Raw genomic sequence first — 25,801 nt, 5'->3', positions numbered from 1 at the left:
AGAGATGTTTTAGAGTTTAAAGATAGGCTCTCCCATTCTGACAAATATTTTCCTATTGCTTGCTGTTGCTTCTCTTCTTCCATGAAGAATTCTTGTGTTGTCTATCATGAGAATATCGCCTTTTTCCCATTGGATATCAATGGTTAGGCTGTCACATACCTGCTGAAGTTCTTCAATAATATGCTCGGGAATACAGGAGCCGTCTTCCATTCTGACTACCAGTGGCGGGCTAGTATTTGTCATGTTCGATAAATTTTCAGCAAACCAACCTGACTGGAATGCCCACTCAGCGATGTAAATTAACAAGAGATTATTGATGAAGACATCTTCTCTATCTCGGCTTTTTACAATTGCTGAACAAACATACTCTGTTGTTACTGCTCCAGTTTCTGAGTCGATCAGGAGCTTAGTTTCGTTTCGATCGCAAAACTTCTGCACTACGCTTAAATCATCAGTTTGAAATGCTGTTTGCCATTCCCCGTTTGCTTGATGTCGAACATATTTTATCTTTTGATTTTGGAAAAACTTTTTCGTTTCGTCACTGAGATTTTTAAATATCTCTCTGCCATCACTAACTGTTGTTTGACCTCCTTGAATAGGTGGGTTTTCGCAATAAAACCAGAGAATGGTGGGATGATTTTTTAAGTAATACATCTCTCCATGAAGCTCTATCGGAAAGCCTTGTGAATGTCCTGAAGTTGTTAAGAGAGTTTCAACGTTATTGATTGCTTGTCTATCTAATACTCCCCATCTCAAGCCACCTCCTTGATAAGTCGAGAAATCTTGGCAATACAAATGCGTAAATTTCATGAAAGTATCGCTATCGCTGCCAAAATTTTTAAACAGTAAAGTTCCTGATTCTCGGAATAAATTTATGACTTCTTCATAGTCTAAATCCAAAATATTTTTTGAGCCATTACCTTGAATAATTAGACCAAAAGTGTTAGTCAAAGAACGATGTTGAATTTGATTGGTCAACATAATTGCAATCTTTCCTATGTTAATAAAGTGGATAATACAGGTGTTACTTCAGGTATTTACGATTAAAGGAACGAGAACACCGAAGCTATTACACATTGAGACAATACTACTGGCGTGACAAGACGGCTTTGTTGCAATAAATTTTTCTTGTAGTGTGGGCCGAAAAGCCCGCACTGGACGGACGAGACGCCTATCCCACAAGAGTCAAGCTAATGCAATATTTTAGTCTTGACACGTTACTACTGAGCAAAGGTAGGTAGAAAAATTGAAAAAGCATAACTATTCAACTGCATTCAGGTATGTCTTTAACCGATCTGCCAAGACTTGGACGTGAGGAAGGATATTCATAGTGATGTGGTTACCGGGGATTTCCTGGATTTCTACCCCTTCAGTAGCTAAATTCAGCCAACCACGTTCTGGATGTGGAGAATTGAATGCATCGCGATCGCTGGCGCGGAAGAAAATGATTTTACCCGGATATATTTGGGGTTCATAATCCAACATCGCCTGGGAGTGTACTTTAAACAGGTGAAGTAATTGTTGAACATGAGGAAGCGTGACATCAGGAAGCATTTTGTTAACAACTTCTTTCTGGTTTAAGAAGTAGAGCAATTGCTCATCGGGTGTTAGCTGTTTGAGATGCTCTAAAGAAATTGGCAGGTTACTACCAACTGCTAATAGATAAATCAAGATTTCTGTATCATCTTCTGGTGTCGGTGGTATTTCACCTGGGCCTGGAGTATCTATCATTGCTAACAGTTCTACCTTTTGACCTACTGCATAAAGCTGTTGTGCCATCTCAAAGGCTAAGGTACCTCCAAAAGAAGAGCCTCCAAGAAAATATGGCCCTTCAGGCTGAACGGTTCGCAAGGCTTCGATATATTCAGTTGCGATCTCTTCAACTTGCGTCAGAGGTTGTGCTTCCCCTTCAATACCGCGTGCCTGTAACCCGTAAACTGGTTGTTCTGCATCGAAACAATTTGCCAAATCGCGGTAAAAGTAGACATGTCCGCCAACCGGATGTATTAAGAAAAGAGGTTTTTTAAAACTGCCCGGTTTGATTTCTACCAGTGAGGAAGGTATCGATCGCTTTGCTGGATTATCCGATGCAATTAATGTCGCTAAACCAGCAACAGTAGGTGAATCCAGTAAACTATGAGGAGACAATTCAATTTTTAATGTTTCGCGCAGTTTGGAAATCAGTTGAACTGCTAATAAGGAGTCTCCTCCCAACTCAAAAAAGTCATCATAAATTCCCACTTGTTCGATTCCTAAAAATTCTTCCCAAACACTAGCAATAGTCTTTTCAAGCTTGTTTGTGGCAGCAACATAAGCGTGAGTTATTGCTGGTCGTGGGTGTACTGTTTTGGGTCGTTGGAGTTGTGATTCATTCAACAAATCCAGTATTGCCGGAGCATTGTTTCGCTCAATTTGAGACTGTAAATCTCGTGTTGATACGAGAATTTGAGGTTTTTTACTACACAAAACTCGCCTAAAAACATCCACACCTTCGGCAGATAATAGCCCTTGCTTCAGTTCTTTTTGATGAAATGTCGGGATGTTTGCGGTTCCATTTCCTTGTTTGACAGCAGTTGCCGCCATTCCAATTTCTTGCCAGCTATCCCAGTTAATAGATGCAGTGAATGTGCCATCTTTTAAGGTTTTATGATGAGCGAAGGCATCAAGAAAAGCATTAGCCGCACAGTAATCGACTTGCCCATACTCACCGACGATCGCTGTGAGTGACGAACATAAAATCAAGAAATCTAGAGGAATATCTTTGAAGAGGGTATCAAGTAACAGAGTCCCTCTGACTTTGGGAGCAAGAACTTTTTCAGCTATCTCTTGCGTTTTTAGCTGAATTATGCCTTTACCTGCGATTCCTGCTGTATGTATTATACCATGAATCTGACCAAATCGTTCAAAAATCTGGGTTTTAACTTTTTGCATTTGCTCGATGTTGCCAATATCTGCACAGACAATCAAAACCTCAGCACCCAGCTTCTCTATTGTTTGTAATTTTTGGATCTTGCTGCTAGTCTCATCTTGAATGTCATGAGTTGCCAACCACTGTTGCCATTCATCTTTTTCGGGGAATACCGAACGTGTTGTAAGTATTAGTTTTGCCTGCACATCCTGAGCCAGATATTCTGCCAAGGTGAGACCAATACCCCCTAATCCACCTGTAATTAGATAAACTCCCTGTTTTCTTAACCTTGATGTTTTGTTAAAAGTTGCATCCAATTTTACTGGCTCAAAAGTTTGCACCCAGCGATCGCTATCTCGGTAGGCAATAATTCGGTCAGATGTCGGAGTGTTAAACTCTAACAAAAGTTGGTCTATCAGTATTGTTTGTTGTAAAGTTTCTGGTTGGGGAAAAACAATATCAATACTGCGGCAAATTATATTTGGGTATTCAGTGGAAATGACTCTACACGGCCCTAGCACGGTTGCTTTCTCTGGAGATAACACCACTTCGTTTGCAACATTCTGCATATTGTTTGTGAGGACTGCGAGAAGCAACTCATCTGCAATATTCAGTTTTCCCAGTGCTTGAGCTAGGAAAAGCAGGCTAAAGAAGCCCAGATCTTGAGATTTTTCCACCCAATCAATTACCGATCCTGTGTTAGCTTCTGATGTGACACTCCATAAATGTATTATTTTTTTGGGGGTTTTGTTGAGTAAGCGAAGTTGATTGAGCAAGGTATTGTAGTCATCCTGGTGTTTAGGATTAATGGTATAAACGCGATCGCTCAACTGCCTAAACTCCGACCCGGCTTTGACAGCGATCGCATCTTGACCCTGAAGTTCGAGTTGTTTGACAATTTGGCAACCTAAGCCGCACTCATCAGTAAATACCACCCAGTTATGCTGCATTGGCGGCACATCAGCGTTAGGAGCCAGCGGCCTAGAGCATTTCCATTTTGGGATATAGAACCAGTCTGCAATATCCTGCTTTTTAAATGTGTCTGCTATGGTATTTACTTGTGTTTGCGGTTCAATCCAGTAACGTTGACGTTCAAAGGGATAGGTCGGTAAGGGAATACGGTGGCGTTGCTCATAGGTATAATATTTCGACCAATCCACCTGCATACCAGCAAGCCAGAGTTTGCCCAAAGTGCTAAGTAAAAACTCTACATCCGACTGTTGATGGTGGGGGTGGCGTAACGAAGCTAGTACTATTTGTTCGGGAAGCTTATCTGGATGTTGATTTGCCAATGTACTTAATGTTCTACCCGGCCCAATTTCCAACAAAATCCGATTTGGTTCTTTCAACAATTGTTGCAAACCATCTGCAAAACGTACTTCATGTCGCAGATGCTTGGCCCAGTAACTCGGCTCTGTGACTAGATCTGCTGTCACCCAAGTGCCAGTAACATTAGAAACATAAGGAATTTGTGGCGGTTTTAAGTCAATTTTTTCCACAGCAAGAGTGAATGGTTCTAAAATTGGCTCCATCATCACAGAATGGAAAGCATGGGAAGTATACAGACGGCGACACTCTACGCCTTGTTCGGCTAGCTGCATCTCCAATGTATCTACAGCTGCCGCAGGCCCGGAAACTACGCAAAGGGATGGCCCGTTGATGGCAGCCAAGGAGAGTTCATCGCCAATCAGAGGTTGCACCTGCTCTGGTGTCAGTGGAACAGCAAGCATCGACCCTTTTGGTAGTTGCTGCATCAACTGACCGCGCCCAGCTACGAGAAACAATGCGTCTTCTAAGGAGAAAACACCAGCTAAGCAAGCTGCTACATATTCACCAATGCTGTGACCAATCATTGCGATTGGATGCACTCCCCAAGACATCCACAACTGAGCTAAAGCGTACTCTATAACAAAGAGTGCTGGTTGTGTTATTGCGGTTTGCTGTAGTTGCTGTGCCGCCGCTTCAACTTGTTCTGGGTGGGGATACAATATCTGACGCAGGTCAAGACCTAAAAAAGGTATGAGAATTTCTGAGCAAATATCAATATGCTTTTGAAACGTCGGCTCAACCTTATAGAGTTCCAATGCCATATTTACGTACTGGGAACCCTGTCCGGAGAACATAAATACGATAGATGGCTCCTGGGATTCACAGCAGTTAGTAAAAACTTGTTTCGGCTCCAATGTTGAGAGTGTATTGGCCGCATCTTCAAGATTACAGGATACCAATATCCGTCGATAGTCAAAAGCTTTTCGACCCACAGCAAGTGTATAAGCTGCATCAGCAAGATTTAACTGTGGATGTTGTTTGAAGTGTTTAACTAAACTTGCAGTCGCAGTATCTAATGCAGATTGGGTTTTTGCACAGATGGTTAGTAATTGCCAAGGTCTTGATTCACCCAGTGCAACATCTTGCGTTTCAATAGCAGGGGCTTCTTCAAGTAGAATATGGGCATTCGTTCCACCAATGCCAAAGGAACTGACCCCAGCACGGCGGGGACTGCCGTTTGTTTTCCATTCACAGAGTTTGGTGTTGACATAAAAGGGGCTGTTTGTGAAATCAATTTCAGGGTTAGATTTTTCAAAATGTAAGCTGGGTGGCAACATTTTATGTTTGATAGCACAAACGGTCTTGATTAAACCTGCAATCCCAGCAGCTGTATCTAGATGTCCCACATTGGTTTTTACCGAACCGATGGCACAGAAGCCTCTTTGTTGGGTGTAGGCCGAAAATACTTGTTTGAGCGCTGCGATTTCTATCGGATCGCCCAAAGGAGTGCCAGTTCCGTGGGCTTCAATATAAGTGATGGTTTCAGGTTCAACTTCAGCGTTTGCTAAAGCTTGAGCGATTACTGCTGCTTGACCATCCACACTAGGGGCTGTGTAACCAACTTTTACAGAACCATCATTATTGATTGCTGAGCCTTTAATGACTGCATGAATGTAGTCTCCGTCTGCGATCGCTTCAGACAACCTTTTGAGAACAACAATTCCCACACCATTACCGCCTACAGTTCCCTGTGCTTTGGCGTCAAAAGCTCGACAGTGGCCATCAGGAGAAAAAATCATTCCCGATTGGTGTAAATATCCTGTCTGTTGCGGAACTCTAATGGAAACACCACCAGCCAAAGCAATATCACATTCGTAACACAGCAAGCTTTGGCAAGCCATACTGGTAGCTACCAAAGAGGTAGAGCAGGCTGTTTGGACTGTAACACTAGGCCCAGTCAGGTTTAGTTTATAAGATACTCTGGAGCATAAAAAATCTATTTGATTGGCAATCATTACTTGATAAGCACCGAGAGATTCTATCAAGTCATGATTGTTATAAAGGTGATGGAAAAAATAGCTGTTAAACCCGTCTGCACCCGCATAAAGCCCTATGGAACCAGAGTAAGTTTCTGTATTGTAACCAGCATCTTCTAGAGCCTCCCACACAGACTCTAAGAATATCCGGTGTTGCGGATCTGTGATTTCAGCTTCTTTTGGATTGAAGCCAAAGAATGTTGCATCAAACAAATCGATATTTTCTAATACAGCATTGGCTTTTACATAGTTAGGGTTGCGAACGACTTCTTTGGAAATACCTACTGACTCCAATTCTTCTTCAGAAAAGAATGAAATAGATTCTACTCCGTTTTGTAAATTATGCCAAAACTCCTCAACATTTTTTGCACCTGGAAAGCGCCCAGACATGCCAATGATTGCTATATTTTCAACAGAGTTGAATGAGTCAAATTTATCCATGATTTACCTCTTTTGTAGGAAGAATTCAGGATTAAAAGGGAACAGGGAACGGGCAACTCTTAACAGGGAAATCCTCATTGCAAAACATACTTGCGACTTGCGACTTGTTTGAGGTTTCAAAGTCTTCTCAATTCTGAATTCTGGATTCTGGATTCTGAATTCTTCCCTTTTGTAACCGACGTTGCTTGTGTTGATTGATTGCTTGTTTTTGCTGATTAGCTCGCTGGTACTTTTGCTCCAAAAATGATTTTTTGCTTGGTTTTTGACTTAAATAGTTAGTTAACGCTCGAATAGTTGGATACCGAAACATTTCGACTATTGATACATCCTGGTCAAGGATTTCTCTCAATTGGCTGTGAACCTGAGCTATGAGTAATGAATGACCGCCTAGCTCAAAGAAATTGTCATTGATTCCTACCTTCTGTAGCCCTAATACCGCCTGCCAAATTTTAGCTATGGTTTGTTCTAGTTCGGTTTGAGGAGCAATATAAGTCGTTTCTAACTCCAAGTGAAAATCTGTTGGTGCTGGCAGCGCCTTACGGTCTACCTTCTTATTAACAGTCAAAGGCAACGCGTCCAGCATCACAAAAGCATTTGGCACCATATACTCAGGCAGTTTCTCTTTGAGATACTGACGTAAGTCACTAGTTGTTAGCGCCTTCTCTTTATGTAGAACAATGTACGCTACTAAACGTTTATCGCCCTTGTTATCTTGTCGGGCCATGACTACAGTTTGCAGTACTCCTGGGTGTTGGCTCAATAAGGCTTCGATTTCTCCTAGCTCAATCCGGAAGCCGCGTATCTTTACCAAGTCGTCGATGCGACCGAGAAACTCGATATTCCCATCAGGCAAGTATCGCGCTAAATCTCCTGTTTTGTATAGGCGTGCCCCTAATTCATTGCTAAAGGGGTGATGAATAAACTTTTGAGCGGTCAAATCAGAACGATTTAAGTAGCCTCTAGCTAAAGTAGGGCCTCCAATATGTAATTCACCAGGCACACCAATGGGCGTAGGATTGCAAAATTTATCGAGAATATAAATTGTTCTGTTTTTTAAAGGGCGACCAATAGGAATTTTGGCACTGTCTGGAAAAAATTTCGCAACTTCAAAAGCTGTTGCGGTTATTGTTGCTTCCGTTGGGCCATAAGCATTTATTAGGCGTACTGAACTCATTGGTGTTTTTTGCCAAAGACGTAGATATTCCGGTAGCATCATCTCGCCGCCAACGGTAACAAGTCTTAGTTGCTTGCTCGTCCATTTATCTGTTACTCCAGTCCATTCTTTAGCTACTTGCTGCCAGTAGGCAGTTGGGAAATCAACTACAGTGATTTTCAGGTCGGAAATTTTTGCCAAAAGCTCTTGGGGACTCAATGCTTCCGGATCGCGCAAAACAACGCTTCCTCCTTTAATCAGTGGAGGAAAAATTTGCTCAAGGGAAGTATCAAAGTTGAGTGAAGCAAACTGTAATACTCGATCTTGTGAGTTGATTTGATAATATTCTTGTACGGCTAGGCAATGGCTGACGATCGCCTCGTGAGAAATTAGAACTCCCTTGGGTTTTCCCGTAGAACCAGAGGTATAAATTACATAAGCCAGATTGTTGGCTGTCACCTCACTTACTGGGTTTTGCTGGCTCTGCTGGGAAAATTGCCATTCTTCATCTAGGTAGACTAGCTTTGCCCCGTGTTCGGGTAAGCTTTCAACTAACCCACGCTGAGTTAACAGTACTGATACTTTCGCATCTTCTAGCATGAAAGCCAATCGCTCCCTTGGGTAAGCTGGGTCAAGCGGTACAAATGAGCCACCAGCTTTGAGAATAGCCAACACTCCCACTACCATATCTAAGGAATGTTCTATACAGATGCCGACTAGTACTTCTGCCCCTACACCCAATGCTTGTAGATGATGCGCTATTTTGTTCGCTCTTGTATTTAACTGGGAGTAAGTGAGTTGTTGGTTTTCAAATACCAATGCTATTGAATGCGGTGTCCTTTCTACCTGTGCTTCAAATAACTGATGGATACAGAGATTTGGTGGGTAATCTGGTTTAGTGTCGTTCCACTCCACTAACAACTGATGTCGCTCTGTTTCGGTCAGCAAGGGGAATTCCCCAAGGCGCTCCTCTTCATGGGCTACAATCCCCTCAAGCAAGGTTTGAAAATGCCCTGCCATGCGGGTAATTGTGGTTGCATCAAACAAATCTACATTGTAATTGAAAACACTTACAAGGGATTTGCTTGTTTCTACCAATTCTAATGTTAAATCTAACTCACCTTCTTGCTGTGCCATGTCAAAAGGCTCTAGAGTCAGACCTCCCCAATTTAATTGGGTTCCTGGTTCGCTTGATGTCAATAAATCTACGACTGCCTCAAATTGTTGTGGTTTTTGCAAGGAGAATGATACTTGGTAAATTGGCGAGCGGCTGAGATCGCGCTTCGGTTGCAATTTCTTCACTAGTAGCGCAAAGGGGTAATCTTGATGGGCGATCGCTTCCAAGACAGTCTTTTGCACTTGAGCGAGAAAAGCTTTGAAGGTTAAGTCACCAGAGATTTGCGATCGCAAGACAACTGGGTTAGAAAAGTAGCCGACAATTGCTGCAAATTCCGTCTGATTCCTACCAGCAGTTGGAGAACCGACTAAAATATCTTCCTGACCAGTATAGCGATAAAGCAGTATCTGAAAGGCTGCAAGGAGAATAGTATAAAGGGTTACTCCATTAGCCTGAGCCAATTCTTTTAGTTTAGAGGTCAATGCTTCAGGAAGCTGAAAATGATGAGATGCTCCTTGATAAGTTTGTACCAATGGTCGGGGTCGGTCAGATGATAAATTGAGAGACGGTAACTCACCTGCTAACTTTTGTTGCCAGTATTTCCAAAGACTTTTCCCTTCTGAACCAGCAAGTATTCTTGTCTGCCAGTCAACGTAATTTTTATATGATAAGTCCAGAGGTAAAAGAGGGGTGCTAAATCCCATACTTTCTCCCTTGTAAAGCGCCTGCAACTCATCAAGAAGCATCCAAAGAGACCATCCATCACAAACAATATGGTGAAGGCTTATTAGTAGGATATGCTCCTGTTCTGAGATATGAAATAAGTTAACCCGCAGTAGCGGCCCATTTTCTAAATCAAAAGGATGCTTGGATGTTTCAACGACTCTCTTTTTCAATTCATCTTCATTCCAGGTAGAAGCGTCCGTCTCTTCAAAGCAGAGTTCCCTATCGGCATGAACTTTTTGAATTGGTTCGCCGTTTTGTTCGTCAAAGGTTGTGCGAAGCACGGGATGGCGATTTATCAGTGCTTGAAATGCCTTTCGCAGAGCCAAAACATCTATCTGAGAACAGACACGGGCTGCAAAAGCAACGTTGTAAGCAGAACTTTGTGGTGCAAGTTTGAACAAAAACCAAAGGGCTTGCTGACCATAGGTAAGAGGAAAGGTATTATTAGCGACAACTTCCTCCCGCAGTAAATATATAATCTCCTGCTTGTGCTGCTTAATCTCGGTCAATAATTCCGGAGTCAATACATCTTGGGATGCTTCGTAGTAAAGTTTTTCATCATCAGTCCACAGTTTGACATCTTTGGCTGAAAGATTTTGGAGAAACTCGACTAAATTCATAACTCACCTTGAATCCGATTGTTTTGGCTTGATTCGGCTATTTGTGCAACAGACGTTGTTGAGATGGAGTTAACAAAGAAAAACTGCTCCTCTAAATAGGTTGCTAATTCGCTGATATTTAGACCTTCAAGAAACTTCACCACAGGTATGTCTACTCCTAACAAGGTCATAACCCGGTTTCTGAGTTCAATAGCCATTAGTGAGTCAAATCCCATATTGCTCAAAGGCTTATACAAATCTAAGTTTTCTGCTGAACTCATACCTAGAACTTCAGCAACCTGGGAACGAAGATAAGCTATCAATAGCACCGAGCGATCGCTAATGGCAGCATCCTTTAATTGTTGCAAAAACTCTTGTTGGACAAAACTTGAATGCTTTTTCTCTGGCTTGCTGGATGCTTGCAAAAATTCCGCAAAGAAAGACCAACGTGCAGATTGTTCCTTGAACTGCGACCAGTTTACAGGCAGCGCTCCCACCTGGACGCAGGATTGAGAGAACAATTGTTCTTCTAGTATTTCTAATACTTGTTGGGGGGTTATGGTTCCCATCCCCTTCTTCTCAATCCACTCACCTGCTTGGCGTTTAGCTGCTGCTCCGACCTCAGTCACAACTCCCCAGTTAATGCTTAATCCTGGTAGCCCAAAAGACTGACGATAATATGCTAAGGCATCCAGAAAAGCATTTGCCGCTGCATGGTTCCCTTGACCCGGAGAGCCTAGTAAAGAAGCTGCCGAAGAAAACAGCACAAAGAAGTCTAAAGGCAGATTTTGGGTTAATGTATGGAGATTCCAAGCTCCTTCTACTTTGGGAGCCATGACATCAGCAAAGCGCGACCAAGTTTGTTGTTGTAAAATTCCATCATGCAAAACTCCAGCTCCATGAATCACCCCCCGCAAAGGTGGTAGAGATTCTTGAATTTGTGACAACACTCGGCTGATTTGTTCAACATCAGACACATCTGCATTAGCCACAACTACATTAGCACCAGCTTGTTCTAGCTCTTGCAACTGGCTATTTCCAGACGAACTAGCACCACTGCGCCCTACTAGTACTAAATGTCGCGCTCCGTTGTTGACCATCCAGCGAGCAACTAATAAACCCAGACCTCCCATACCACCTGTAATTAGGTAAGTACCATCTTCACGAAAGACTGACGGCTTGTAGCTAGTTTTTTCCAAAATTTCTAAGTCATGGGCAATCAGAATTTTACCGATATGTTTGCTTTGCTGCATATAGCGGAAAGCGTTGACCGCGTTCTGGATGGGGAAAGTTTTTCGTGGTAGAGGTTTGAGCTTCCCTGCTGCAAACTGTTGCATGAGGTGGCACAGCATAGACTTTATTAAAGTGGGCTGCTGTTGACACACTTGTACTAAATCAATGAGAAAGTAAGATACGTCAGACCGTGCCTGGATAATATCATCAGTTTCCCAAACACCTTTTTTGGCAATTTCTAAAAAGCGACCTTGATTTGCTAAAACTGATAAACTTTTAGCAATGAATTCTCCTGAAGTCAGACAATTGAGTACGATGTCTACTCCCTTACCAGAAGTAGTTGTAATTAGCTGGTCAGCAAAATCTAGAGTGCGGGAGTTCATGATGTGTTTTACTCCCATTGATTTGAGAAATTCCCACTTGCTGGGGCTAGCTGTAGCAAAAACCTCTGCTCCAACCTGTTGAGCCAACTGGACAGCCGCCTGACCGACACCGCCAGCAGCGGCATGAATTAATACTCGGTCTTTTGCAGATATCTTGGCTAGATGGTGCAGACTATAGTAAGCAGTTAAAAATGTAATTGGGATTGTAGCTGCTTCTTCAAGGCTCAGGTTTTCTGGCTTGTGTGCCACCATAGCAGTATTAACCGTGACATATTGGCTAAAACTGCTAGGAGCTATAGCTACAACTGTATCTCCGATACTAAAGCCTTCTACTCCTTCCCCGATCGCTACTATCGAACCCGCACACTCACCTCCAAGTGGTCGGGGATCTATAAGACCTAATGCATTGAAAATGTCTAAGAAATTCAGCCCCGTCACCTGCACCTGGATCTCGACCTCGCCAACACCGGGTTTACACCGTGTTGTCGGCTGTAGCGACAAATTTTCTAAGGTTCCTCGAGTAGATATCTCTAATCGGTAAGGTTGGTTTTGTGGAACCTCAAGCCCGTTTTTCACAACAGATGCTTCGATTTTTGGGCGACGAACTAACCTTGCCACATAACGATTTTGGTTGCGGAAAGCAACTTGGTCTTCAGTATCCTCTGACCAGATTTCTGCAAACAACTCTTGTACCCGATCTCCCAGGTTGTGGGGGTCTAAATCTACCCGTACACAATTCAATTCTGGATGTTCTAGAGCAATTACTTTTCCCATACCCCATAAGGGAGATTGAGCTACTCCTGGAACCTGAGAATTTGCGCTGGCGACAGACTGCGCTCCTTGGGTTACTAACCACAGGCGTGGAGGTTGAGAAAACCCTGCCTGTACTATTCCTTGAACTAAGTGCAAGGTACTACCGCAGACTTCCTGTGAGGCTGCTTTTAAATTATCAGTTGTTAAGGCTGCTGCTGTGACTGCATCTAAACTCCAGCAGTTGACTACTCCGTGCAAAGATTGGTTTGCTCCTACTACTGATAGTAGCTGCTTGAAGTCTTCTGGTTTAGTAGGGTCGATGTTAAATTCTTCTGGACTTAGTTGTTCGTAATTGTTTCCTTTAAAGACTAGGGTACATAGCTGTGCTTGCGATCGCAATTGTTTGGCTAAACCCTGACCAACTCCGTATTTATCTGCCATAATCAGCCAATTCTGGGGCTGGGAAATCTGAGGCTCGGATGAAGTTTGCGCCACAATTACAGCTTGTTGGCTCTGTTGTGTAGACGGGATGGTGACAACTTGTTGAAATCCCATTTGCTGTAACACTTCCTGCCATTGGGAAGTAGCCAGCAACGGGTAGTCGGGTCGCAAATCTAAATCAGTAAAATTCCACCAACCTTCTGTTAAGCCAAAAATCAAATCTAACCAAAGTTGGCGAGTGGTTCCTTCCAACAGCACGAGCATACCATTTGGTGCTAACAACTGCTGTATATGCTCCAAAGTAGTACGCAAATCTTTAGTTGCATGTAGCACATTCGCAGCCACGACTATATCGTACTGATGGAACTCAAACCCTTGAGGCTCGATGTCTTGTTCGATATCTAAAACTTCATAGCGCACAAAAGGATAATCTTGGAATTTCTGTTGTGCAACTATGTTAAATCTGGGAGATAGGTCGGTAAAAACGTATTCTGTGAGATCGGGAGGAAGTACAGGCAGAATATAAGAAGTCGTTCCCCCTGTTCCGGCTCCAATCTCTAGCACTCGTAGCCTACGAGAAGCAGGCAAACGCTCTAAAGCTTGTTTGACCGTCTGATGTACCAGAGTGTTCATCACCTTTGCCCCTGGAGAATCCTGATACAATTGGGTGGCTGTAGTTAAATCTCCTTGAGGGAATAGCAATTCTAGCGGATTACACTCTCCTCGTAGGACTTGTGCCAAATTAGCAGCGCAACGTTGCAGTAGAGTTAATTCTGCGATCGCATCTGGATACTCAACTGCAAGTTTATGCAATTGCTCCTGTAGATCAGATCCATTAGGTATATGTGGTAGCCGAATCACTTCCCACTGAGAATCGATATACTCTAACACACCCACTTCAACTAGCATCATTAGCAGACGCTCCACTAGCCGCCAATGTTGGCTGACTACACCCAACTGCTGTACCATGAATGCTGTAGAAAAGCGCTGCCCAAGTTGAAATTCCCACTGCATTGTACTCAAGGCACTTAGTACATAGTCAATACTTAATGCTTCTAACTGAACCAGTAATTCCCCATAAGTTAGCAAATCTTTTTGAGCAAGCAATTCAGTTACTTGGGAGCGGAGATTAGTATCAATCTCTACAGGTTTTAATAAATAATCAGCAGGTAATTGCTTAGTTAAGGCACGCACGCGAGGACGCCACTCCACTTGATAAAGCCAATTTTGCCAAGATTCCTGTGTGATTCCCCGCAAGGCTTTATCGCTTGTTCGTATCAGTTGCAAACCCTTCAGTTCTGCTATTTTCTGCCCATTTAAAGTATACATAAATACATCTGATCTGAGAATCCGTGGATTCGAGTTTTTCACAGGATGCATCTGGGCTTGGCTCCACACATGGATACCAGAAGGACGATAGACTTCCAGGCGTTCTATCTTTACGGGTAAATAAGTAGTTTTGTTTTCATGATTGGGAAAAATAGCACCTAACACTTGGAAGCTAGCATCTAGTAAAACTGGGTGTAGTTTGTATTCTTGTGCTTCTGCAATTAACGTTTCTGGTAATCGAATTTGACTTAGAGCTGATTCTTGCTTTTGCCAAAGTTGTTTAATTGGTTGAAACAAAGAACCATAATCAATTCCTCGATCGCTAAACTGTTGGTAAAAATCAGTCAGGGATATCTCTTGGGTGTATTGTGTTCTTAAAGTCTCCCAATTTTCCTCAAGAGATTCGGATTTGTCTCCTGCTAAGACTTTTCCGGAAGCATGTAGCGTCCAAATAGGTTGGTCTTTTTCCTCCGTTGTCAGGCTAAAAATCTCAAAGGTGTAGGCTGAAGAAGTTTCAGGCGTCAAAATTAACTGGAGTGTTTTATCTTTATTGTCTGGCAGAATTAACGCCTGTTGGATAACAACATCTGCCAAAACTAGATTGTCAGATTTGAAAATATTCGCCCCAGCAGCTAAAACCATTTCTATATAAGCTGTAGCTGGTAAAACAACATTTTCAAAAACCCGATGATGCTGCAAATACGCGGGTGAATCCTGGCTGATTTGGGATTCAAACTGAATTTCTTTTAATGCAGAATGCAGCTGTTGACCGAGGAGTGGGTGTGTTTGTTGATTTTGCAGCTTATTAGCAGGTGCTTTTTGGCAATTTTTAACTCCAAGACCTTCTAACCAATAACGTTGACGTTGGAAGGGATAAGTAGGTAACGCCACCCGCCTCAGATTATAGTCCTGCTTAAAGCCAGACCAATCTACCGATATCCCATGTACATACAGTCGAGCCAGACTCTGAAACATTTGTTGCCAATCATCTACCCCTGGGGACAAACTGGGAAGCCAAACTCCTACTCCTTCTGAAAGACATTTGCGTCCCATTGCCGACAAAGTGGGTTTTGGGCCAATTTCCACAAATACCTCACAACCAGAGGTAGAAAGTGTTTGCAAACCAGTTGCAAATTGCACGGGCGATCGCAAATGCTCGCACCAGTAATCTGGAGTGATGTCTTCTTGAGCTTGTTCTCCCGTCAAATTGGAAATCAATTTAATTTGCCCCGGAGTATAGTTAATGCTGGCTGCAAAATCGCGGAAATCTCCCAGTATTGGCTCCATTAGAGGAGAATGGAAGGCGTGGGAAACATATAGTTTTTTCGTGACAATTTTTGCGGCATTCAAAGCTGTGCAGATTTCCTGAACGGCTTGTTGTTCCCCAGAGATGACGGTGTTTTGTGGCCCGTTAAACGCCGCAAATGCTACTCTTTTATCGTCTATTTGAGTAATTTTCCGAATGGTTGCTTCGTCAGAAAATACTGCAACCATCTCACCGCCACTCGGTAAGCTATGCATTAAGCGCGATCGCTCGGCAATTAGCTTTAGCCCATCTTCCAGACTCAAGATGCCTGCTACAGTTGCAGCAACGTATTCGCCAACACTATGCCCCATAACGACTGTTGGCTCAACACCCCAAGATTTCCAAAGCTGTACCAGAGCATATTCGATTGCAAATATGGCTGGTTGAGTATATTTGGTTTGTTCTAGATCTGAGGTTTCTCCCGGTTCAGGGTAGATGATTTTCAGCAGTGACTCGTCAAGGTAGGGACGTAAAATTTCATCGCAATCATTGAGGGCTTCCCTAAAGATTGGTGCTTGTTCGTATAACTGGCGTCCCATATTGATATATTGAGAGCCTTGACCAGTGAATAAAAATGCAACTTGAGGGCGCTTGTTGCTCTGTACTTGACCATTTACAACTCCAGCAGTTTCCTCAAGAGCAGTAAAAGCACTCAGTTGTTGGTGCAACTGCACATTAGATTCAGAAACAACAGCTAAACGGTGGTTAAAATGCGATCGCCCAGTATTAGCTGTGAAGCAAACATCTGCAAGGTTTACGTCAGGATGCTGCGTCAAATACTCCTGGTAACTTTGTGCTAGTTCTTGAAGGGCCTTCTGACTCTTAGCTGACAAAGTGAGAAGATGCAGAGGGGGATGGGATTTTGCAGGTAATTCATCTTCATTGGTTGGTACTGCTTGCAGAATTACGTGAGCATTAGTGCCACCAAAGCCGAAGGAACTGATGCCAGCAAGTGCAGAACTAGTTCCGTTCGGCCAAGGGCCGAGAGTCTCCTGAACTCGCAAAGGAATCTTATGAAAAGGAATATAAGGATTTGGTTGTTGAAAATGCAGACTTGGTGGAATCAGCTGATGTTTAAGTGACAGTGCCACTTTAATCAACCCGGCAATTCCGGCTGCTGTTTCTAGGTGTCCAATATTCGTCTTGACCGAACCCACAGCACAGTAGTTTTCTTGGTCGCGCCCCTTTGCCAGTAATGCTCCTAGAGCTTTCATTTCCATAGGGTCGCCAAGTTTTGTGCCCGTACCGTGAGCTTCAATATACTGCACTTGGCTAGGTGAGACACCCGCAACTCGATAAGCTTTTCGTAAAAGAGCTTCCTGCGCCTGTGGATTAGGTGCAGTTAGTCCATTGCTGCGCCCGTCTTGATTGACCGCGCTACCTCGGATGACAGCATAAATGCGATCGCCATCAGCTAGAGCTTGTGATAATGGCTTCAAAACAACCAAACCAGCCCCTTCACCACGAACATAGCCATTCGCTCCGCTATCAAAGGTTTTGCAACGACCATCAGGAGATAGAAACCCAGCTTTGGCAAAACCAGCCATAGCTGTGGGCAATAACAGTATATTTACACCTCCAGCTAAAGCTAACTTAGATTCCTGATTCCATAAACTTTGACAAGCAAGGTGAACTGCAACTAGAGAAGAAGAACAAGCTGTATCAATAGACATGCTTGGCCCCTGTAAGTTAAACAGGTAGGAGATGCGATTTGCCGCGATACAATTACCAGTGCCTGTGGTTGCATAAGGCTCGTTAACCGATTGACTCCATGTCAGCACAGAGTAGTCGTGAGTGCCAATGCCAACAAACACACCTGTTTGCGAACCAGACAAAGACTCTGGTACAATTCCCGCATCTTCTAGCGCTTCCCAAGTCACCTCTAACAAAAACCTTTGCTGAGGATCAATGCTCAAAGCTTCTCGTGGGGCAATACCGAAGAACTCTGGATCGAACCGATCCACCTTGTCCAGAAAGCCCCCCCAATGGGTACTCGTTTCCTCCGCATCGTAGAAAGATTCTACATCCCATCGGTCTTTCGGGATTTCAGAAATTGCATCCACACCGTCACACAACAGTTGCCAGAATGCTTGTGGATTTTTGGCGCCAGGAAAACGGCATCCTATCCCAATAATTGCGATCGGTTCTCTATTCATAACGCTAATGGCTTGCTTGAATTTTGTTGAAGAAGAATTCAGGAGTCAGAACAAGAAAGTGGGGGATTCAGATACTCAATATGTAAAAGTTACAGGGAGAGCCTTCAAACCTCGTAAAACAATGTTATTTCTCCACTCCAACTTATCTGTACTAAGCTGTAAGCCAGGAAGTCGTTGAATCAGTGTATTGATAGCTACTTGACCTTGAAGGCGTGCCAAAGCACCACCCAGGCAATAGTGGATACCAGAGCCAAAAGGTATGCTGTTATGCTTGCGAGTAAGTTGAATGCTGTCAGGGTCAATAAATTCGGCAGGATCTCGATTCGCAGCTCCCAAACTCAAATGAACTCTGTCTCCTGCTTTAATCGTCTTTCCACCGATTTCCACATCTTCAGTTGCGATTCGGGCAATCAACTGCACCGGACTATCATAGCGTAGCAGTTCTTCAATTGCGTTAGGAATGATTGTTGGCTCGTGTTTTAGCTTTTGCAATTGGTCGGGGTGACGTAATAATGCAAGCATACTGTTACCTAGAAAATTCTCTGTAGTTTCTTGACCAACGCTGAACAACATCGCGCAAAAACCCATTAACTCCTCTTCATTGAGCTTACCACCTTGATTTTTTGCTGCAATCAGATGGCTGAGTAAGTCTTGCTTCGGACTCTTTTCTCGTTCTTTAATCAACGTACTGAGAAATTCTTTAAACTCCAGAGACACCTGATTTAAGTGCTTATAAACTTCTAACGATAATGGCTGGTCAAATACACGAAATAGGTCGTGCGCCCACTGTATCAACTTATTGCGCTCTTGGGTTGGCATACCCAGCATCATAGCAGTCACAGTTGCAGGTAATGGGCAAGCCAAGCTATGAATAATGTCCATTACTCCGTCTTCTTGAACCGAATCGATTAACTCATCCACAATTTTCTGAATTTGTGGACGCATATCTTCTACCACTCCAGGAGAAAAGGCTTTACCAACTATCCCTCGTAACCTAGTGTGGTCAGGCGGATTGAGAAAGAATAACCAACTGCTAATCGTTTGTCTGAGTCCTTCAAATTCCCCGTGCTGTTTCAGATAAAAGCTTTTTTGTTTGAGGCGCTCTGGTAGGTCATCGATGCAAAAATGCAAGTCGTTTAAGACTGCTTTGACATATTCATAACGTGTCACTAACCATTCATCACCGGTGAAATTGTTAATTCGATGTATGGGAGATTCTGAACGGAAGCGATGGTAGATTGGATAAGGGTTAGCACGAAACTCTGGGTCGAAAGGATTAAATTTAAGTGGTTTTGCTGCTTCTGGTTTTTTAATCTCAATAGAATTAATAGCCTGTTGGTTGGTAGTGGTAATTGGTTTCATTTCATGCACCTCTTTAAACACTAATTGCAGAATACTTACTTAAGGACTGGCATTCTACCGCTAAATGTTCAGCTAACGCCTGGATATTAGGGTACTCCCAGAATAGAGTTGGTTCTAGTTCGTAACCCAACCATTGTCCTAAGTCACCCGTCATAGTAATCGCCACTGAAGAATCAAGACCGCAAGTAGCAAAAGCCTCTTTGATGTCTATCTCATTTGACGGTACTTTTAGGTACAAGGCTAGATGAGTAACCAGCCAGTTTTCGATTGTTTCTGGGGTAAAAACATAACTTTGCAAGGTTTTTTCTAGAGATTTATCGAACCCTTCTGATGATTTTTGATGTCCCGAACTTTGTATCTGGTTAAAAAGAATTTCTATTTCTGTTTGTATTTCCACTAATTCAGTATTTGGGTCAGTAGTCCAACTTCCTACAACATTCAAACTTTCCGAAAGAAAACCATTTCGACAAGCATGACGCTGAATTTTTCCACTAGAAGTTTTTGGGATACTGTTTGTTGTCAGCAATTCGATCGCATAAACTTGTAGTTCATGCTCAAAAGAAACTGCTTGACGAATGGCCTTAACCACTTCATCCACATCCAAACGGCGCAAGTAACTCCGCTCTACTTCTTGAACAACTACCAACCGTTCTTGTTCATTAATTTCTACCGAAAATGCAGCTCCAGAAAAAGGTCGCAATGCGGGATGGCTTTGTTGTACAGTCAACTCAATATCATGTGGATAATGATTGCGACCTCGAATGATAATCAAATCTTTTAGTCGTCCTGTAATAAATAACTCACCATCTGCAAGGAAACCCAAATCTCCGGTGCGTACAAAAGGAACATCATCGGTACTCTTGAAACAGGCATTAAAAGTTTGTTCTGTTGCAAGAGAGTGCTTCCAATACCCACTAGCAACACTTGTACCTGCAACCCAAATTTCTCCTACTTTATTGGACGGACACTCAAGTAAAGTTTCTGGATTGACAATAACTACTTTCTGATCGAGCCAAGTTTTTCCACAACCCACAAGGGTACGGCTTTTCTGATTTTCGCTCTCAGCTACTACCTGATTTTGTTCTAACTCTGCTGCGTTAACTGTTTGCAAAACTGGTAACTTTTCTTTTGAACCTCCACAAACTAGTAAAGTTGTTTCTGCCATACCGTAGCAGGGGTAGAATGCTTTCTTCTGGAAACCACAAGATGCAAACTTTGTTGCAAACCTTTCAAGGGTTTGGGCACGTATGGGTTCTGCTCCGTTAAAAGCCAATTCCCAACTGCTCAAATCCAAATTTGCTAGCTCAGAGGGATTTATTTTATCCACACATAGGTCATAGGCAAAATTAGGCCCGCCACTAGTAGTTGCTCTATAGCGAGAAATTGCGCGAAGCCAGCGTAAAGGTTTTTGGAGAAAAGCAAAGGGTGACATAAGTGTGACAGGAAAAGCACCGTAGAGGGGTTGCAGCACTCCACCAATCAACCCCATATCATGGTATGGTGGCAACCAGATCAAACCTTGACTATCAAGGGAATGTCCAAAAGCTTGATAAATTTGAGCCAAATTATGTAGCAAGTTGGCGTGAGTAATCATCACTCCTTTCGGTGTTCCGGTTGAACCAGAAGTGTATTGTAGAAATGCTAATGTATCGTCCTTGATTTCTATAGGCTGCCAATCCTGTCGAATGTGAGGAGTCAGATTTTCGGTAGCAATGTAAGACACAGTTGCTAACTCTGGTTCTTGTTTGAAGCTGCTTTCAATATCGGTAAGAACAGATGTTGTTGTCAGTGCAAAAGCTGCTTGGGCGTCTTTAACGATGGCTTGTAATCTTGTCATACGCTGATTGCGTCGCGGTGGATACACGGGAACAGCAATGACTCCTGCATATAAACACCCGAAAAAAGCAGCAATGAATTCTAGTCCAGGTGGATAAAGCAGAAGTGCCCTCTCTCCAGCGTTTTGTTTACTCTCCAGTGCTATAGCAATGTCTCGTGCTTTTTGGTCTAATTCTTGATAAGTAATGCTGACTTCTTCTGTTTCTCCATCCACCAAAAAAGTATAAGCGGTTTGATTAGGCTGATGGATGGCTCTGTAATGTAACAGGTCAACTAAAGTTGTAAAGTTAGTATGCATAAGATTACTCTCGATTCATGCTAAATAGACTAAAGTTTCAATCTTGGTTGAGCAAAGCTCCATTAACTTGTTGGGTAAAAATTGACAACAATTTTTACCGAACGAAATATGTCTTTTTCAAAAATCAAATAGGAGTCATACATCCCAGACTCGTTGTTCGGTGGAAACGAGTTTTTGCCTGTTTCAATGTTTTTCTTTGCCTAGCGACACTTCACATCTGCATTAAAAGCTCTAACGCTAGCCTAATGTTGGGTATTAAACATATCAAAATTGTCAATTGGGAATTTTGAATAGACCTAGCTTGAAAATAGGGACTGGAGACTGGGAAAGAGATATTTTCATTGCTTTGTTGTGGACTTTGTTCATGGAGTCTCTTGCATAAATATTTTTTATCTCACGCACGAGGCAAGAGAGGCGCTCCAGAAGAGAATGCAAAAAAGGATTTTTGCAAAAAGTTTAATCTATTAAGCTGAAACTAAATCGGTAAAAATTGGAAGTTGATGCATAGAATTGTGATTTACTCACTTTCCTATAAAAAACCATAAAAACTATAATTTTAACAATTACTTTTTATGGCTTTTTAGAGAAAATTGAATATTGTAACTATTTCAACTCCAAATCAAGCAAGGAACTATCTGGCATTTATATTACTGTTCAGAAAAACAGGAATTATTTGCTGGTTATTATTCACCTTTCGATAATTTTCAGATTAACTTTGGATTAGCTCAGTTAATCTTTGTTTTTAAAGTAACACATGAAATTTCTCATGTAAAACTGTTCGAGATCGATTGTTGTCTTAGTTGTAGCCGTCGTTAATTCTTTAGCAGACATGATTTTTTCTTCAAAATCGTTTGTACATAATTGTCGGAGCCAGACATCTAACCGCTAGTTATGACTTGAAGGCTTTGTAAAAAATAGAGTATAGTTTGCACTTAGTACAAATATCCTCTCCTCTGATTTTTAATTGGTAGCAGTGAGATGAGTTTATTCACTACTGTGGAAAATCAGAGGTTTTTAGCTGAACCTTCCATTTATGCGTTCATGCGTTCTCGCAGTTTTGCACGACCAGTAGGGGTTAATTGACGTTGTTGTAATTCTCTGAATAACGGCTCATCAGGATGATATAGAAACACTGCGTCCAGTTTTGGAATCGGAGTCCTATATAACCTAATATATGGAGTTAGCTTAAAGCTGTCATCAATTCTGAGTCCATATTTTTAGTGATAAAAAGATCGCTCATCAGCGATCTAAAGTACTAAGATTCAACTGTACTTAAGTTCAGATTCTATTCCAACTTAAGTTGGAATAATGAGAGTGAAGAACGCAGCCATGCTGAGGGCAGACAGGGCTATTTCATTATAAATGTAGACGCAATATGGTAAAATTCAGCGCCAGCTCTACTTCAAGCATCTACTACCGTGTCTGAAATCGAAATTATCAAAGCTTTTGCAGGTTTAGAAGATCCCCGTCGCCGCGCCGGACAGAGACATAATCTACCGTTGTGTCTGGCACTGTTCACATTGGCGTAGGCGCAGCCCGCCGTAGGCATCGCAGCAGGGAACAAAGGATTTTTAGCAATTGGAGACTGGATTTCAAGCTACCGTGAGCCGTTGATTGACCTTTTTCAACCGCCGAAAAATAGACTACCATCTTATAGCACTGTGCGTCGTGCCTTATTACACGTGGATTACGAAGATTATTCCGTGTGTCTGAGCAAATTCTTTAATGTACAACCAAATACTGGAGAAACTGTTGGGTTAGATGGTAAAGTCCTCAAGGGTTCATATCAGATTGAAAATGATAACCCTAACTCTGATTGCCATCCAGCGATTATGTTAGTTAGTTCTTACATTGTCGAGCGGGGCTTGATTTTAGAACCGTTTGAAGTTGATGCCAAAACCAACGAAATTAAAGCCTTACCACAGTTGATTGAGAAACTGGCTTTAAAAGGAGTTGTTTTTGCTTTTGATGCTATTAATACCCAAAAAAAACTTGTGAGTTGATCATCAACAGTGGCAATGATTATATTGCTGCCTTAAAAGGCAATCAACCTAGTCTATTCAGAGATGTCAAAACAAATTTTACACCGGAATTCACTTATAAGCAGATAAACAAAGGGCATGGTCGAATCGAAAAGCGTCTTGTCAGTATTTGTCAAAATCTTGATGGTATTCGTTCTTGGCCTGGACTTACCACTTTGATTCAAGTCAAATCAGAGCGTCAGGTTTTCACACACAATGTAATTGAGGTAACTAATGAAACCCGTTATTATATTTCATCTTTAAGTGAAACGGCACAAGCTTTTGCTGAACGGATCAGAGGATATTGGGGTGTTGAGAATAAAGTCCACTATGTTCGAGATGTTACCCAGGGTGAGGATTCATCAAGAATTCGCACCAAACCTCTGCCTCAGATTTTTACCATCGCTCGCAATTTTACACTCAATTTATACCGTGACCAAATGTTTTCAAACATGGCACAAGCCCAACGACTCTGCTCTTTTGGGCTAGACACGGTTAAGCAACTTTTTAGAATGAAATAGCCCTGGCGTAATACCGCTTCTAGCCGATCAACCGTCAGGTCTAATTCCTGCAAGGAATCGCCCATCAGTGTTTTTAAAGTTTCCAAACGCTTGGAAGCCCAGCCTTGGACGTGATTTAAACGATGATCTGCTTGCGATAATATGTGTGTTAACCAAATTACCGCTACGCTCCCCAAACTCTCACCTTGCCAATTTCCATGTGTTGGAAAGTGCTTATCGATTAACTTGCCTATACCCATCTTCTGTATTTGTGTCAGAAGTACGGGTATATCATCGACTCGTTCGTTTGTAATTATGGGTTCAGTTGCCATAATTCCGAACCTATACCGATTTACTCATTTTTGGAAATATCTCTTTCGGTATACTTATTTTCCTAACTCCTCAAAAAATGAGCGAACCGGGAGTCATTAGAGTCCAGGATCGAGGAATTTAATGACTTGCAGCGACAATAGCTGCTTTCAATTGCTCAATGTTCCAGCGTCCGGAATACTGAATTGCATTGATAAACAGGGCTGGGGCAGCCGTTACTCCACTTTGTAATCCACTTTCAATATCTTCATTGATGCGAGCAACATGCACTTGTCTGTACAGATCTCGAACAAACTGAGTGACATCAAGCTCTAAATTGTCAGCATATTCCGCTAGATAGCCATCTCCCAGCTCTTGCTGATGGGCGAACAAAATGTCATGCATCTGCCAGAATTGTCCCTGCGATGCCGCTGCTTCTGCTGCCGCTGCTGCCTTTTGAGCTTGAGGATGAATTTGAGGCTGAGGAAAATGCCTGTACACAAAGCAGAGATCGTTTTGATCGGATGTGTTGAGCTGTTCTTGCACCGCTCGAATTAAGGTATGAAGTTCTCCACATCGAGGACACTGATAATCCCCATACTCAACAAGCACAACTTTGGCATTCAGCGATCCTTGGCGACGATCTCGCTGGGATGGTAGTACAGCTAATTGATTGCGATAAGCCGGAGGACTTCGGCGTGAGCGCTCAGTCGAACGCTTGACGCTGTGCGTATCACCAGTTGGTTGGGCAGAAATATCGTCACTCATTCTAAACCTCGACGAAAAAAGCATTCACTGTACAAGTGGCACTGTGAAATTTCCTTTTGTCAATCCTGACTAACATCTATATGACTTAATATATCGAGTCAGTTTCAAGCTGTCATCAATTCTGAGTCCATATTTTAAGTAGCAAAAAGATCGCCTCTGAGCGATCTGAAGTACTAAGATTCAACTGTACTTAAGTTGAGATTTATTCTAACTTAAGTTGGAATAATGAGATTAAAGGCTAGCAATTCCTCGCTTTAAAGCAATAATGGTTGCCTGGGTGCGATCTTTAGCCCCTAACTTGCTTAAAATCCGGTTGATATTAGATTTGACCGTGCTTTCGCTAACATTCAAAGTAGTACCAATCTCCAGGTTGCTCATGCCCTGTGCCACCAATTGAAGCACCTCTAACTCACGCTGGCTCAATTCTGGATGATTCATGCGCTGTACTAATTTGGCAGCAACATGCGGTGGAATATATTGTTGCCCTTCATGAATGGTACGAATAGCGGTTCGCAATTCGCAAGGTCTACAGTCTTTAAGCAGATATCCCTTTGCCCCTGCCCGTAGCCCTTGATAAATATCCTCATCTCCGTCATAAGTTGTCAATACCATGATGCGAGCTGTTTCAAATTCCGCGCAAATCGTAATAATCGCTTCAACGCCTCCCATTTGGGGCATTCGTAAGTCCATGAGGGTGACATCGGGTTGCGTTTGGCGGAATAATGCGATCCCCTCAATCCCGTCTTTGGCTTGACCGACAACAGCCATATCAGATTCTTCATTGATGATAGCTGCTAATCCTTGCTGGACGATGGCATGATCTTCAACAATCAGAATGCGAATGACTAAACTCATGA

At 42.6% G+C, this 25,801-nt stretch carries 9 protein-coding genes and 1 pseudogene; 1 reads left to right on the top strand and 9 read right to left on the bottom strand.

The features are described 5' to 3' along the window. Positions 1-9 precede the first annotated feature (9 nt). The 6 genes from RMY63_RS27080 to RMY63_RS27055 form a co-directional block, all read right to left on the bottom strand. Positions 10-981, bottom strand: coding sequence for a TauD/TfdA family dioxygenase (locus tag RMY63_RS27080; RefSeq protein ID WP_322731661.1), 972 nt, complete (start codon positions 979-981; stop codon positions 10-12). A gap of 279 nt (positions 982-1,260) precedes the next feature. After that, a complete protein-coding gene (locus RMY63_RS27075) occupies positions 1,261-6,654 on the bottom strand; it encodes an SDR family NAD(P)-dependent oxidoreductase (protein ID WP_322731660.1) in 5,394 nt (1,797 codons plus the stop codon). Positions 6,655-6,781: 127 nt separating this feature from the next. Continuing rightward, entirely contained in the window at positions 6,782-10,270 is a 3,489-nt protein-coding gene (locus RMY63_RS27070) for an amino acid adenylation domain-containing protein (protein WP_322731659.1), read from the bottom strand. Beyond that, positions 10,267-17,850: an SDR family NAD(P)-dependent oxidoreductase gene (locus RMY63_RS27065; RefSeq protein WP_322731658.1), complete on the bottom strand. Its 7,584-nt coding sequence runs from the start codon at positions 17,848-17,850 to the stop codon at positions 10,267-10,269. Before RMY63_RS27065 ends, RMY63_RS27070 begins: the two co-directional genes overlap by 4 nt. A 75-nt stretch (positions 17,851-17,925) precedes the next feature. After that, complete coding sequence (locus RMY63_RS27060) at positions 17,926-19,212, bottom strand: cytochrome P450 (RefSeq protein ID WP_322731657.1); 1,287 nt, start codon at positions 19,210-19,212, stop codon at positions 17,926-17,928. Positions 19,213-19,225: 13 nt separating this feature from the next. Further along, positions 19,226-21,346, bottom strand: coding sequence for an AMP-binding protein (locus RMY63_RS27055; RefSeq protein ID WP_322731656.1), 2,121 nt, complete (start codon positions 21,344-21,346; stop codon positions 19,226-19,228). 1,547 nt (positions 21,347-22,893) lie between these two features. Between RMY63_RS27055 and RMY63_RS41920 the strand changes: the two are divergent. Next, positions 22,894-23,735, top strand: a pseudogene (locus RMY63_RS41920) (ISAs1 family transposase); the annotation flags it as partial. A 20-nt stretch (positions 23,736-23,755) separates the two neighbouring features. Here RMY63_RS41920 and RMY63_RS27045 read toward each other — a convergent pair. The 3 genes from RMY63_RS27045 to RMY63_RS27035 form a co-directional block, all read right to left on the bottom strand. Then, positions 23,756-24,199 carry a hypothetical protein gene (locus RMY63_RS27045; RefSeq protein ID WP_322731655.1) on the bottom strand — a complete coding sequence of 148 codons (444 nt, stop codon included), beginning with the start codon at positions 24,197-24,199 and terminating at the stop codon, positions 23,756-23,758. A gap of 118 nt (positions 24,200-24,317) precedes the next feature. After that, positions 24,318-24,944 (bottom strand): DsbA family protein, encoded by a 627-nt coding sequence (locus RMY63_RS27040; RefSeq protein ID WP_322731654.1) that lies wholly within the window; start codon positions 24,942-24,944, stop codon positions 24,318-24,320. Between the two features lie 231 nt (positions 24,945-25,175). After that, a complete protein-coding gene (locus tag RMY63_RS27035; RefSeq protein WP_322731653.1) occupies positions 25,176-25,799 on the bottom strand; it encodes a response regulator transcription factor in 624 nt (207 codons plus the stop codon). Positions 25,800-25,801: the final 2 nt, after the last annotated feature.

The sequence above is a fragment of the Nostoc sp. ChiQUE01b genome (assembly GCF_034531255.1).
Taxonomy (GTDB): domain Bacteria; phylum Cyanobacteriota; class Cyanobacteriia; order Cyanobacteriales; family Nostocaceae; genus Nostoc.
The sequence above is the reverse complement of the archived record's forward strand: the minus strand, read 5'-3'. Positions and strand labels throughout refer to the sequence as shown.